The sequence below is a fragment of the Paraburkholderia sp. GAS348 genome, from assembly GCF_050434205.1.
Classification (GTDB): domain Bacteria; phylum Pseudomonadota; class Gammaproteobacteria; order Burkholderiales; family Burkholderiaceae; genus Paraburkholderia.
Genome location: NZ_JBNPVT010000024.1, coordinates 59,101 through 71,307 on the forward strand (window position 1 = coordinate 59,101; position 12,207 = coordinate 71,307).

At 62.3% G+C, this 12,207-nt stretch carries 12 protein-coding genes; 4 read left to right on the top strand and 8 right to left on the bottom strand.

Translation table 11 applies throughout. The features are described 5' to 3' along the window. Nucleotides 1-2 precede the first annotated feature (2 nt). The 4 genes from flgJ to flgL all read left to right on the top strand — a co-directional run bounded on the left by flgJ (nt 3) and on the right by flgL (nt 5,526). The gene (flgJ, locus tag P3T22_RS28125) at nt 3-1,010 is read left to right on the top strand and encodes a flagellar assembly peptidoglycan hydrolase FlgJ (RefSeq protein ID WP_429326722.1); all 1,008 of its coding nucleotides are present in this window, start codon (nt 3-5) and stop codon (nt 1,008-1,010) included. Nucleotides 1,011-1,432: 422 nt separating this feature from the next. Next, the gene (locus tag P3T22_RS28130; RefSeq protein ID WP_181448389.1) at nt 1,433-2,206 is read left to right on the top strand and encodes a flagellar brake protein; all 774 of its coding nucleotides are present in this window, start codon (nt 1,433-1,435) and stop codon (nt 2,204-2,206) included. 97 nt (nt 2,207-2,303) lie between these two features. Then, on the top strand, nt 2,304-4,286 hold the full coding sequence (flgK, locus tag P3T22_RS28135; RefSeq protein WP_429326723.1) for a flagellar hook-associated protein FlgK: 1,983 nt from the start codon (nt 2,304-2,306) through the stop codon (nt 4,284-4,286). Nucleotides 4,287-4,296: 10 nt separating this feature from the next. After that, a complete protein-coding gene (gene flgL, locus P3T22_RS28140) occupies nt 4,297-5,526 on the top strand; it encodes a flagellar hook-associated protein FlgL (protein ID WP_429326724.1) in 1,230 nt (409 codons plus the stop codon). A gap of 101 nt (nt 5,527-5,627) precedes the next feature. Here the strand turns inward: flgL and P3T22_RS28145 are convergent, their stop codons facing one another. The 8 genes from P3T22_RS28145 to fliM all read right to left on the bottom strand — a co-directional run bounded on the left by P3T22_RS28145 (nt 5,628) and on the right by fliM (nt 12,166). Next, nucleotides 5,628-6,638 (bottom strand): hypothetical protein, encoded by a 1,011-nt coding sequence (locus P3T22_RS28145; RefSeq protein WP_429326725.1) that lies wholly within the window; start codon nt 6,636-6,638, stop codon nt 5,628-5,630. 129 nt (nt 6,639-6,767) lie between these two features. Beyond that, on the bottom strand, nt 6,768-7,766 hold the full coding sequence (locus P3T22_RS28150) for a retropepsin-like aspartic protease (RefSeq protein ID WP_158515291.1): 999 nt from the start codon (nt 7,764-7,766) through the stop codon (nt 6,768-6,770). Nucleotides 7,767-8,058: 292 nt separating this feature from the next. Then, on the bottom strand, nt 8,059-8,841 hold the full coding sequence (gene fliR, locus P3T22_RS28155) for a flagellar biosynthetic protein FliR (protein WP_063497618.1): 783 nt from the start codon (nt 8,839-8,841) through the stop codon (nt 8,059-8,061). A 46-nt stretch (nt 8,842-8,887) separates the two neighbouring features. Then, nucleotides 8,888-9,157, bottom strand: coding sequence for a flagellar biosynthesis protein FliQ (gene fliQ / locus P3T22_RS28160; RefSeq protein WP_028198519.1), 270 nt, complete (start codon nt 9,155-9,157; stop codon nt 8,888-8,890). A 79-nt stretch (nt 9,158-9,236) separates the two neighbouring features. Beyond that, complete coding sequence (gene fliP, locus P3T22_RS28165) at nt 9,237-10,070, bottom strand: flagellar type III secretion system pore protein FliP (protein ID WP_063497617.1); 834 nt, start codon at nt 10,068-10,070, stop codon at nt 9,237-9,239. Continuing rightward, nucleotides 10,070-10,714 (bottom strand): flagellar biosynthetic protein FliO, encoded by a 645-nt coding sequence (fliO, locus tag P3T22_RS28170; RefSeq protein WP_429326726.1) that lies wholly within the window; start codon nt 10,712-10,714, stop codon nt 10,070-10,072. Before fliO ends, fliP begins: the two co-directional genes overlap by 1 nt. Next, nucleotides 10,711-11,175 carry a flagellar motor switch protein FliN gene (gene fliN, locus P3T22_RS28175; RefSeq protein WP_063497616.1) on the bottom strand — a complete coding sequence of 155 codons (465 nt, stop codon included), beginning with the start codon at nt 11,173-11,175 and terminating at the stop codon, nt 10,711-10,713. Before fliN ends, fliO begins: the two co-directional genes overlap by 4 nt. Beyond that, the gene (fliM, locus tag P3T22_RS28180) at nt 11,168-12,166 is read right to left on the bottom strand and encodes a flagellar motor switch protein FliM (RefSeq protein ID WP_429326727.1); all 999 of its coding nucleotides are present in this window, start codon (nt 12,164-12,166) and stop codon (nt 11,168-11,170) included. Before fliM ends, fliN begins: the two co-directional genes overlap by 8 nt. Nucleotides 12,167-12,207: the final 41 nt, after the last annotated feature.

A 12,207-nucleotide genomic window follows, 5' to 3' on the forward strand; every position in this document is an offset into this window, starting at 1 on the left:
GGATGAATTCGGATACGACCAATTCCGCCAATGCGGCGAACGACCTGACCCAGCGCTTCGCGCTCGACGTGCAGGGCTTCGGCAAATTGAGTGCGCAGGCCAAGGCTTCGCCGCAAGCCGGCATGAAGATGGCCGCGCAGCAGTTCGACGCGGTGTTCACGCAGATGATGCTCAAGAGCATGCGCGATGCGACGCCACAGGATGGCCCGTTCGATTCGCACGACAGCGCCACCTTCACGTCGATGATGGATCAGCAGTTGTCGCAACAGCTGTCGCAGAAGGGCATCGGCGTGGCTGACGCGATGCTCAAGCAGATGATGCGCAATCAGGGCATGCAGGTGGGCGGCGCGAACGGCACACGTGGCGCAAGCGGTGGCCTTGCCGGCATGGCCAATGCGCTGGGCGGCGGCAGCGGTGGCGACGAAGGCCAGACCGCGGCGCTGAACGCGCTCGCGAAGGCCTACGGCAATGCGCAGGCCAACGGCCAACTGGCGATGGGCAAGGGCTACTCGGCCAATAGTGCGTTGACTCCGCCGATCAGAGGCGATGGCAGCTCGCCGAAGGTCGACGCTTTCGTCGATAAGCTGGCCGAACCGGCGCAAGCCGCCAGTGCGGCAACCGGCATTCCGGCGCGCTTCATCATCGGCCAGGCCGCGCTCGAATCGGGCTGGGGCAAGAGCGAGATCAAGAAGGCGGACGGCTCGACCAGCCACAACGTGTTCGGCATCAAGGCGACCAAGGACTGGACCGGCAAGACCGTCTCGACGGTCACGACCGAATATGTGAATGGCAAGCCACAGCGCACGGTCGAAAAATTCCGCGCGTACGACTCGTACCAGGAAGCGATGACCGACTACGCGAGCCTGCTCAAGGGCAACCCGCGTTATGCGCAGGTGATCAATTCCGCGCATGACGTGAATGGTTTTGCCACCGGCATGCAGCGCGCCGGTTACGCGACCGATCCGCATTACGCGAAAAAACTGATGTCCATCATGCAGAAAATGGGCTGATTGCCGTTAATGCAGGTGTGCGGCATGTGCGCGATTGCACTCGACTGTGCAGCCGATCGGTTTATGCAGTCCGATTTTCTCGAATAAAGTATGCACGCGACGGGGCCAGGTGCATAACAAGACGGACGAGGCCGGCCGCCTGCGGGTGGCCGGTCCACCCGCATAAACGGCGTGATTGCCGCCGGTATTCGATGTCCCCGGATTTCGCTGGTGGCATATCGACGTTTTAACGTTTGCGGCAAATATTTCATGACACGCCCCTAAATTTTGGCTGAACGCTGCCGCTAATCAGTTAGACCCGATACCGGAAAGCGTTGTAATGTCCGGTTGAATGCGCGTGCTGCGGCTTCGATGAAGACCGCGCAAGAGCCCCGGCAGGAGCCTTGGCACGCGCCCGCAAGAACATGCATACCGGCAAGCCCATGGATACGAATCAGTCGCACGGCCAGACCGACGCACCCGGCCAGTCGCACGCCCCGCTAGACGAAAGCATTCCCGATTTCGGCCGTCGCAATCCGCTTGAGATCGGCGTTCAGTTACGCAACCTCGTCAATCGAGGCGATTTCCTCACCGTTGAATATGCGGGCGGTCAACTCGTGACGCGCCTGCTCGATGTCGACGTGCGCGGGCGCACCTTCACTTTCGACTGGGGCGCGCTCTCCGAACAGAACAAAGGTTTATTGGGTGCGCCGCGCTGCCAGTTCCATGCTTCGCCCGACGGCGTGCGCGTCGAGTTCTCGACCGCCACGCCGCGCGAGACTCGCTACGAAGGACTGCCCGCCTTCGAGGCCGACTTCCCCGAGGTACTGTTCTACGTGCAGCGCCGCGAGTATTTCCGCGTCGATGCACCGATTCTCGATCCGTATATGTGTACCGGCCGTTTTTCCGAAGGCGACACGTTCCGCTTCGAAGTACACGATCTGTCGCTCGGCGGTGTCGGCATGCGCACCGCGGATGAGCGTGTGGCCGAATTGCCGATGGGCACGCAGCTGCTGAATTGCGAACTGTCGCTCGGCTCGCTCGGCCGGCTTTCGCTCGATCTGCAACTGGTGTCGCACCGCTCTACCGCGTTGCCGAACGGCACCCAGCGCTATCAACTCGGCTTCCGTTTCCTGACGCTGCCGGGCAGCGCCGAAAACACGCTGCAACGTCTGATTACGCAGCTCGAAATGAAGCGCCGCTCGCTGGTGCGTTGATGCTGAATGGCCCTCAATTTTTCCCTGTAAGGGCCGTTAAACAGGACATTCAAGTAACGCGGCGGCATGTGGTCGGTGTCGCCCTTCAGGATGACGCATGTCAGATCTCATCAGTATCGGCCTCAGCGGACTGAACGCAGCCCAGTGGGGGCTCACGACGACCGGCCAGAACATCAGCAATGCGTCCACGCCGGGCTACACGATCGAAACGCCGGTCTACGCGGAAAGCGGCGGCCAGTACACGGGCTCCGGCTATCTGCCGAGTGGCGTCTCGACGGCCACCGTGACGCGCCAGTACAGCCAGTATCTGACCACTGCGCTGAACAACGCGCAGTCGTCGGGCAGTTCGCTGTCGGCGTACAACACGATGATCTCGCAACTGAACAATCTGATCGGCAGCCCGACCGCGGGGATTGCCAGCGCGATCACCGGCTATTTCACGGGTTTGCAGAACGTCTCGAATAGCGCCTCCACGCTGTCCACCCGCCAGACCGCGATGAGCGGCGCGCAGACGCTCGTCGATCAGATCAACGCCGCGGGTCAGCAATATGACTCGCTGCGTCAGAGCGTCAACATGCAGCTCCCCAGCACCGTTTCGCAGATCAACAGCTACACGCAGCAGATCGCGCAGTTGAACGGACAGATCGCCGCGACCAGCACGCAAGGCCAGCCGCCGAACCAGCTGATGGATCAGCGCGATCAAGCCGTGTCGAGTCTGTCGCAACTGATTGGCGTGAACGTAGTGACCAGCAGCAACGGCAACTACAGCGTGTTCATGAGTAACGGCCAACCGCTCGTGTCCGCCGGCAACAGCTACAACCTCGGCACGGCGCCTGCTACGGGCGACACCAGCGAACTCTCGGTGCAGTACCTCGGCCAGGCCGGCGCGAACCCGGCCGCCGCGCCGCAAAATCTGCCCGACAGCAAGGTGACGGGCGGTACGCTCGGTGGCCTCCTCGCGTTCCGCAGCCAGACGCTCGACCCGGCCGAAGCGCAGCTCGGCGCGATTGCCGTGAGCTTCACCGCGCAGGTCAACGCGCAGAACGCGCTTGGCATTACGCTCACCGGCGCCCAGGGCGGCGCGCTGTTTTCGGTGGGCGGCCCGACGGTCTACGCGAACGCGCAGAACACCGGCAATGCGTCGCTGGGCGTTGTCTTCGCGAATGCCGCGCAGCCGACCACCGGCGACTACACGCTCGCCTATAACGGCACCACCTACACGCTGACCGACAATTCGAACGGCGCCGTAGTGGGCTCGGCAACCTCCCTGGGCCAGCCGATCAACGGTTTGCAATTCTCGACCACCGGCACGATGAACCCCGGTGACTCGTTCACAGTGGAGCCGACTCGCGGCGCGCTGAGCAGCTTCGCCACCGCGACTACGGCCGCTTCGGCGATTGCGGCTGCGTCCCCCGTGCTTGGCTCGGCCGCGGTGACCAACACCGGCACCGGCACGATTTCACCTGGCACGGTGACAGCGAGCTACACCATGCCCAACGCGACCACCAAGCTGACGTACGACGGCACGGGACTGTCCGGGTTCCCGGTCGGCTCGATGGTGACGGTGACGGCTGGCACGCCGCCGGCCACAGCCACCTACGACACCAGCATTACGCCCGATGTGCCGTATTCGGCGGCCTCCGGAGCGACGCTGACGATCAACAACGCTACGGCCGGCGCTATGAACGGCGTGACGGTAATGATCAGCGGTGCACCGGCCGCTGGCGACACATTCTCCATCGGCCCGAATACCGGTGCGACTAACGACGGCAGCAACGCGCTGGCGTTGTCGAATCTGTCGAGCGCAAAGTCGATGGCGGGTGGCACGCTCACGCTGGTGGGCGCGTATGCGAACTATGTCAACCAGGTCGGTAACCAGACCAACCAGATTCAGACTTCGAGCACGGCCCAGACCGCGGTGGTGACGCAGATCACCACCGCGCAACAGTCGGTCTCCGGCGTGAACCTTAACGAGGAAGCAGCCAACCTGCTTCAGTATCAGCAGCTCTATCAGGCCAACAGCAAGGTCATTCAGACCGCGCAGACCCTGTTCCAGACGTTGATCGGCATCTTCCAGTGAGGCGTTGAACATGCGCATCTCCAGTTCGCAGTACTTCAACATGGGCGTGGCGACGATGAGCGATCAGCAGGCTCAGTTGTCGCAGTTGTATGCCGAGATTTCGAGTGGCGTGAGCCTCTCCACTCCGTCGGACAATCCGCTCGGCGCCGCGCAAGCGGTGCAATTGAGTTCGACGGCGACGAACCTGTCGCAATACACGACCAACCAGACCACCGCGCTTGCATCGCTGCAACAGGAAGACTCCACGCTCGGCAGCGTCAATACCGTCTTGCAGAGCATTCACGCGCTGGTGCTGCGCGCCGGCGACGGTTCGCTGAACAACGGCAACCGCGGCGCGATCGCTACGCAGTTGCAGGGCTTGACCAGCCAGTTGATGACGCTGGCCAACTCGACCGACCCGCAGGGCAACTACCTGTTCGCCGGCTTTCAAGGCACTGCGCAGCCGTACACCACCAATTCGGCCGGTGCAGTGATCTATTCGGGCGACACCGGCACGCGCACCATGCAGATCACCGACGCGCGCACCGTCCAGACGGCCGACAGCGGCCTCGCGATCTTCGGCAGCGTTGCGCCCATCGGCACGAGCGCGGTGCCGGCAGCGACGGCTGGCAACACGGGCAGCGGCGTGATCGGCAGCGTCAGCCTGACGAGTCCGACCAATCCGGCCAATGCGGACACGTACACCATCACGTTCCAGTCGGCGACCACCTACACGGTGAGCCAGACCAATCCGGCCACGCCGGGCACGCCAGGCACGCCGGGCGCGCCGCAGACGTTCACGGCCGGCTCGGCCATCACGCTCGGCGGCCAGTCGGTGAGCATCACCGGTGCACCGAACGCAGGCGACAGCTTCACGGTGACGCCGGCCACGCAAGGCAGCATGGACGTGTTTGCGAATCTGAATCAGTTGATTACCACGCTGCAAACGCCGGTCTCGGGCGCGGCCTCGACGGCCAGTTTCCAGAGCGCGCTGACCACCAGCATGACCCAGCTCGAGAACACGATCAACAACGTGGTCACCGCGCAGGCGAGCGTAGGTGGCCGCGAGCAGGAAGTGCAGGCGTTGCAGACGGTGACGCAGAGCAACACGTTGCAGACGTCGACCAATCTGACCAATCTGACGCAAACCGACATGGTCAAGACGATCGGCCAGTACACACTGACGCAAACCGCACTGCAGGCGGCTCAGCAGGCGTTCGTGAAGATTCAGAACGTTTCTCTGTTCCAGTACCTGAACTAAGCGGGCGAATAGTCTGACATGCAGAAGGGCGGAAACCGGTGTGAGCCGGTTCCGCCCTTCCTTGTTTTGCGTAGCGCAGGCGAAGAGGGCGCGATCAGCGCTCAGTCTTGCCGCGCCGATGCGGCGAGGCGATTGAGTTCGGCCTGAGTGGGCAACGGGTCGGGTTTCACGCGCGTTGACGCTGGAACGCAAAAACGATGGTTGGCGAAATCGAATGCCGCCTTGTCAAGTTTGTACAGAAAACCGATACCGAGGGTCGAGCGGCCGTCGGCTTCGTCAAATGCCAGACCGTCGACACGAATACCCGCCAACGACATCGATTTCGGCTTTAGCAACGCGTGGCGCCATGACTGTCCGGAGGGTGCCGGAGGCGAAAACATGACTTCCGCCGCGACACCATGGCCGGAGCGGAGGGCAGACACCAGAGTGCGGCTCAGATTGCCGCTTAGCCGGCCGTCGGCGCTCGTATCAAGGACAAACCATTCACGCTGGCCGCCGACTTCGAGTTGGATGGCGGGTTTGCCTCCCTCGATCATTTCCATTGCGGTACAGACAAGGGCGTCGCGCGCCTGCGAGAAGAATTGGGAATCGTAGCGGTAGCCGCTCATCGTGCCCGCGCCACGGTTCCATAACCAGTTCAGCGTCGTGATCGCCGGTAGTCCGAGCAAGCCGTCGATCTGGCCGTATTGCGCTGCGATCTGCCGGTAGTCGAAGGCGGCCGCGGCGGAATCTTCGGGAAGTGCCCATTGACCGCTTTTTAGTGGAGGCAGCCAGTAATACTCGGGTGATGCGCCGGCTTGCATGGACGAATCGTTTGCACAATCCTGTGCCTTGCATTCGGACTGCGTAAGTTGCTTCAGGTCGCGCTTCGCCATGGTGGTATCGACGATCATGGTCAGCGCGTTTGTAGAAAACACAAAGCGATAAGTATGCGGACCCGACACGAGCTTCGCGAACAACAGGCTGCTCGGTGCCGGATCGATGGGAATGACAGTGAGCGCGTCGTTCCCCGGCGTGCAGGCGCTCGCTGCGATGCTGAAAATAGCGATCGTGAGCAGATTCGCGGCGGTATTCGCGCGGCAACACCAATTGACTTTACGTTCAGGCAACATAGATTTCCTCATATTCGATGACGACCAGGAAGTCGAATGTGGGTGGTTTCGTCTGCACCTGGGGATGCGCCTGCTACGACAGGCGCACGGCGCAGCGGAAAATCTTGCGTCTCGAAGATGCCTGCCGCTTCATTCGCGGACGGCAGGCGCAGCCAGTTCGGCACGGGTAGGGAGCGTGTCCGGCATGGTCCGTATCGGCGGAGCGAAGCAGAAGCGGTTCGCCTCGAAATCGAACGCAACGCGCTCGAACCGGTTGATGAAACCCATGCCGAGGCGCGCCGACGAGAGTGCAATCTGCTCGAAGACAAGACGGTCGAACGTGAGGTGTTCGAGACGCGCTGCCCCCACCTGCACAAACGTGTCGGATTCACGTGTTGCCGGATCGGCGCTTTGCCCGTTGCTGGCTGTCACCTCGCCGCTCAGCGCTTTCATATGACGCAGCACAGCGACATCGGCGATTGACAGTGAACCGCTGTAATTGGTGACGAAGCCCGTGTCGATAACGAACCATGTGGCGCCCCACGGCGGCAGATCCAGGGTGATCGCGGGTAGGCCGTTGGGTTGAATACTGATGGCGGTGCAGGCCATGTCGTGGAGCAGGGGGGCGAAGTTTTTCGAGCCGAAGCGATAACCTTCGAGCCGGCCGGCATGGCGATCCCATATCCAGTTCAAGGCGGCAATCGAGCGCATGCCGAGTACGCCGTCCAAAGGCGTGCCGGCGCTTTGCGAAAGACGCGTCAGTTCGGGGGCATCGACAGCGGGAATCAGACCGGAGGACGGTATCGTCCAGCCTCCATAGCGCACCGACGACGCCCGGTAATACTGGATCGCGGCGGCGGCACCGCCCAGCAGACTGGTGGAGCGGGGCAACGGCTCCTGATAGCGTTCCCACTGGCGCATCTGTTCCTCGCTCATGCGTCCAAGATGCCGCGCGGCGATACGCGGATCGATCAAATTTGTGGTCGCTCCGGTGTCGAAGACGAACTGATATCGATTCGCGCCGATGTTCACTGTCAGGACTGGCGCCATACCGCCAGGCTCGAGCGGTACAACGGCTACGGGTTCGTTGTGCCTTGAACAGGCGCCCAGCGTGACCGTCATCAAAGCAATACCAAGAAGACGGTTCAACGCAATTTTGCTGACATGCGAGGAAGGCTGCGCGGACACGCGCGCGGGGATAGACCGATTTAACATGAGCGCTCCCTGAAAGCGACAGGATCGGATGGTTCCGCTGATGGGAACCGGCGGTCCGCGCAGGCCTGCCGGGTTTCCGGAAATCTCCGGGTTCAGGGTTCATCGGACGCAGCGGTCCAGAGCAGATGGCGGATGAGTTACGCTACCGGCGTCATTGATTGACGCGAATCAGACGATGCTTAAAAAAAATCAAGAGAGTGAGGGCGAAGCACGCAGTGCCGCCGCGCTACTTCAACCCCGCTGCCACCCGCCCCATCTGATCGATGCCGACATCGAACAGGCGCATGAAGAACGGAATCATGTTCGGGATCATCAGCTGCAGAAGCAGTATGCCGAACAGCATCGTTATCGGAAAGCCGATCTGGAATACGCCGATTTGTGGCGCGGCGCGGTTCAGGATGCCGAGCGAGATGTTGGTGATCAGGAGTGCGACGACCACCGGCAGCGACAGCAGCAGCCCCGCCGAAAACACCGTGCTGCCGAAATTCGCCAGTGTGCGCCAGCCGGGCGCGCCCAGAATATTCGCCGACACCGGCACGGACTGGAACGTGGTCAGCAGCGCGCTGATCATCTGCAGATGACCGTCGATCACCAGAAACACCAGCATCGCGATCGTGGTCATGTAGCTCGACATTACCTGGCTCGAACTGCTCGCCTGCGCATCGAAGAAGGTCGCGAAGCCGAGACCCATGCCCAGGCCGACAAAATCGCCGGTGGCGCCGATCGCCTGAAACACGATTTGCATCGTCATGCCGAGCGCGATGCCGATCAGAAACTGGTTGACGATGATCCACACGCCTTCGGCGGAAAACACCGTGACCTGAGGCAGCGCGCCGAGCGTGGGCGCGACGATGATCGTGATGAAGGCCGCGAGGCCAATCTTCACGCGCGTCGGCAACGAGCGGTTGCCGAGCACCGGCGCGGTCGCCACCAGCGCGAGAATCCGCACGAACGGCCACAGGAACGCCGTGAGCCAGACGTTCAGTTGTGCGTAGGTGACGGAAAACATGGCGGTGGGAGAGGGGGTAAGCGCCGGGCGGAGGCCGGGGCCGCGCTCAGTTGACGAGCGACGGGATGTTGGTGAGCGTCTGGCGCAGGTAGTCGAGCATGGTCGTCAACATCCACGGACCGGCGATCACCATGGTGATGGCGATCGCAAGCAGCTTCGGAATGAACGACAGTGTGGTTTCGTTGATCTGCGTAGCGGCCTGGAACAGGCTCACCACCAGACCGACCACCAGCGCGACCAGCAAGAGCGGCGCGGCAAGCAACAGGCCGACATACATGGCCTGGTGCGCGAGCGTCATGACGGATTCTTGATTCATGGCGTTTTCGACCGGAAGCGTGAAGGGTTGAGTGAGGTAGCTAAGTGACTCAGCTAAGTGACTCAGCTAAGTGACCCGGTTAAACAAAGCTCTGCGCGAGCGAGCCGAGCAGCAATTGCCAACCGTCGACCAGCACGAACAGCATCAGCTTGAACGGCAGCGAGATGGTAGCGGGCGACACCATCATCATCCCCATCGACATCAGCACGCTCGCCACCACCATGTCGATGATCAGGAACGGGATGAAAATCGTGAAACCGATCTGGAAGCCCGTCTTCAGTTCACTCGTCACGAACGACGGCACCAGCAGCGACAACGGCACGTCTTCCGGACCTTGCATCGGCGCGGCGTGCGAGATGCGGGCGAACAGTGCGAGATCGCTTTCACGGGTCTGACGCAGCATGAACGTCTTGAACGGCGCGAGGCCGCGGCTGACGGCGGTCTCCATCGGCATCGAGCCTTCGGAGAACGGTTTGTAGCCGTCGTTATAGGCCTTGTCGAGCACCGGCGACATCACGAACAGCGTGAGGAACAGCGCGAGACCGACCAGCACCTGGTTAGGCGGCGTGGTGGTCGTGCCGAGCGCCTGGCGCAGCAGCGACAACACGATAATGATGCGCGTGAAGCTCGTCATCATCAACACCATCGCCGGCAGGAACGACAGCATCGTGAGCAGCAGCATCGTCTGCACGCTCAGCGAGTAGGTCGTGCCGCCGTTCGGGCCCGGACTCGTATTGAAGGCCGGCAAGCCGGCGGTTTGTGCGAACGACAGCGTCGGCAGCGCCAGCATCAGCGCCGGCAACACGGCCGGCACGATACGGCGTAGGACGGGAATGACTTTCGAGGCGACGCAGGACATGCGAGTGGCGTGCGCGTGACGTACCGATTGCGCTGATTGAAAACTGAACTGCATTAGCGATCCCCGCTGCCTTGCCCATTGAAACGTTTGCCCAGTTCGCCTTTTAACGCGTCGCGAAAGCGTTGGCCGAAGGTGCCGGGCAACGCTGCTCCTTTACCCGACGCAGCCGAGGCGCCCGGTTGCGTGCCTGTGGCCGGATCGATCGCGGCTGCGCCTGCGGGCATCGTATGCAGCAGACGCACATTGCCGGGCGCCGTGCCGAGCACGAGCCACGTATCGCCGATCTCCACCACTGCAACCCGCTCCTTGCCACCGAGCGAGGCGCCGCCGATCGTCTTGACGAGGCCGCCGCGATTGGCCGGCTGCAAGCCGAAGCGGCGCGCGAGCCATGCACAGGCGAACACCAGGCCGATCACGACTAGCAGGCCGACGATGGTTTGCAGCACCGCGCCGACGCCGAGCGCCGGAACGGCCGTGCCTGCACCCACACCCGACGCGATTTTCGCGGCGTTATTGACCGCGTTCATGTCGGCTGCGTGCGCGGCCGAGGGTGCGAATGCCGCCACCGAGGTCAGCGTGAACATCAGCGCCGAGGTGGCCGCTGCCGTCGTTGCCATTGCTGTCGTTATTGCGGACGCAGCGCGATTGAGAACATTGCGCGACGCATGCAGCATGGCGCGACCGGCAACGCGGTTCATCGATTCAGTTTCCGGATGCGTTCGGACGGCGTGATGATGTCGGTCAGACGGATGCCGAACTTGTCGTTCACGACCACCACTTCGCCCTGGGCGATCAGGCAGCCGTTGACCAGCACGTCCATCGGTTCACCCGCCATGCCGTCCAGTTCCACGACCGAGCCCTGCGCGAGTTGCAGCAGGTTGCGGATCGCGATCTTGGTGCGGCCGAGTTCGACTGTCATCTGGACCGGAATGTCCAGGATCATGTCGATGTCGTTGCGCGTCGAGGTCGGTTCGACCTTCGAGAGCGGCTGGAACACGCCTGCCGTGGTCGCGCTGACTTCCGTGTTGTCGTTCTGCTCGGCCAGCGCGCTGGCCCAGTCGGCCATCGCCGCGTCGTCTTCGGCGCTGGCTGCGTCGGCGGCCAGCTGCGGCTCGCCGCCGGCCAGTTCGGCCTCAGTCTTTGCGTTCAGGTCACTCATATCCACCTTCCTTCATCGTGTCGGCTGCGCTGATCATTTTCTGGACCCGCAGCGCGTACTGACCATTGAAAATTCCGTAGCCGCATTCCATCACCGGTACGCCATCGACTTTCGCCGTGATGTGTTCCGGGATGTTGATCGGCAGAACATCGCCACGGCGCATGTTCAGGATCTGTTCGAACGTGACCGGCACCTCGGCCAGGTCGGCGGTCAGCTCCACTTCCGCTGCCTGGACCTGTTGCGACAGCACGCGGATCCAGCGGCGGTCGACTTCCAGCGCCTCGCCCTGGATCGGCGACGAGAGAATGTCGCGGATCGGTTCGATCATCGAATACGGCATGCAGATGTGCAGCGTGCCGCCCGTCGTGCCGAACTCGATCGAGAACTGCGTGACGATGACGATTTCGTTCGGCGTCGCCACGTTGGCGAACTGCGTGTGCATTTCCGAGCGCACGAATTCGAACTGCAGCGGGCGCACGCTTTTCCACGAGGCCGCGTAGTGCTCGAACGTGAGATTGAGCAGCTTCATGATGATGCGCTGCTCGGTTGCCGTGAAATCGCGGCCTTCGACGCGGGTATGGAAACGCCCGTCGCCGCCGAACAGGTTATCGACGACGAAGAACACCAGATTCGGATCGAACACGAACAGCGACGTGCCGCGCAACGGCTTCACGTGGACCAGGTTCAGGTTGGTCGGGATCGGCAGGTTGCGGGTGAACTCGCTGTACTTCAACACCTTCACCGGGCCGACGGAGATTTCCGCCGAACGCCGCATGAAGTTGAAGATACCGACGCGCAACAGACGCGCGAAGCGGTCGTTGATGATTTCGAGGCCGGGCATCCGACCGCGGACGATGCGTTCCTGCGTCGCGATGTTGTACGGGCGTACCCCGGAACGATCGGTCTGCTCGGCGACCGAGTCGGACTCGCCGGTGACGCCCTTGAGGAGGGCATCGACCTCCTCCTGGGACATGAACTCTTCGTGGCCCATTCCTTATTCCTCGTGCGTCCGGCGGTTAATGATGGCAGCGT

Coding starts and splice junctions, on each gene's coding strand:
- flgJ (WP_429326722.1), top strand. CDS start 3: ATGAATTCGGATACGACCAATTCCGCCAATGCGGCGAACGACCTGACC.
- P3T22_RS28130 (WP_181448389.1), top strand. CDS start 1,433: ATGGATACGAATCAGTCGCACGGCCAGACCGACGCACCCGGCCAGTCG.
- flgK (WP_429326723.1), top strand. CDS start 2,304: ATGTCAGATCTCATCAGTATCGGCCTCAGCGGACTGAACGCAGCCCAG.
- flgL (WP_429326724.1), top strand. CDS start 4,297: ATGCGCATCTCCAGTTCGCAGTACTTCAACATGGGCGTGGCGACGATG.
- P3T22_RS28145 (WP_429326725.1), bottom strand. CDS start 6,638: ATGTTGCCTGAACGTAAAGTCAATTGGTGTTGCCGCGCGAATACCGCC.
- fliR (WP_063497618.1), bottom strand. CDS start 8,841: ATGTTTTCCGTCACCTACGCACAACTGAACGTCTGGCTCACGGCGTTC.
- fliQ (WP_028198519.1), bottom strand. CDS start 9,157: ATGAATCAAGAATCCGTCATGACGCTCGCGCACCAGGCCATGTATGTC.
- fliP (WP_063497617.1), bottom strand. CDS start 10,070: ATGCAGTTCAGTTTTCAATCAGCGCAATCGGTACGTCACGCGCACGCC.
- fliO (WP_429326726.1), bottom strand. CDS start 10,714: ATGAACCGCGTTGCCGGTCGCGCCATGCTGCATGCGTCGCGCAATGTT.
- fliN (WP_063497616.1), bottom strand. CDS start 11,175: ATGAGTGACCTGAACGCAAAGACTGAGGCCGAACTGGCCGGCGGCGAG.
- fliM (WP_429326727.1), bottom strand. CDS start 12,166: ATGGGCCACGAAGAGTTCATGTCCCAGGAGGAGGTCGATGCCCTCCTC.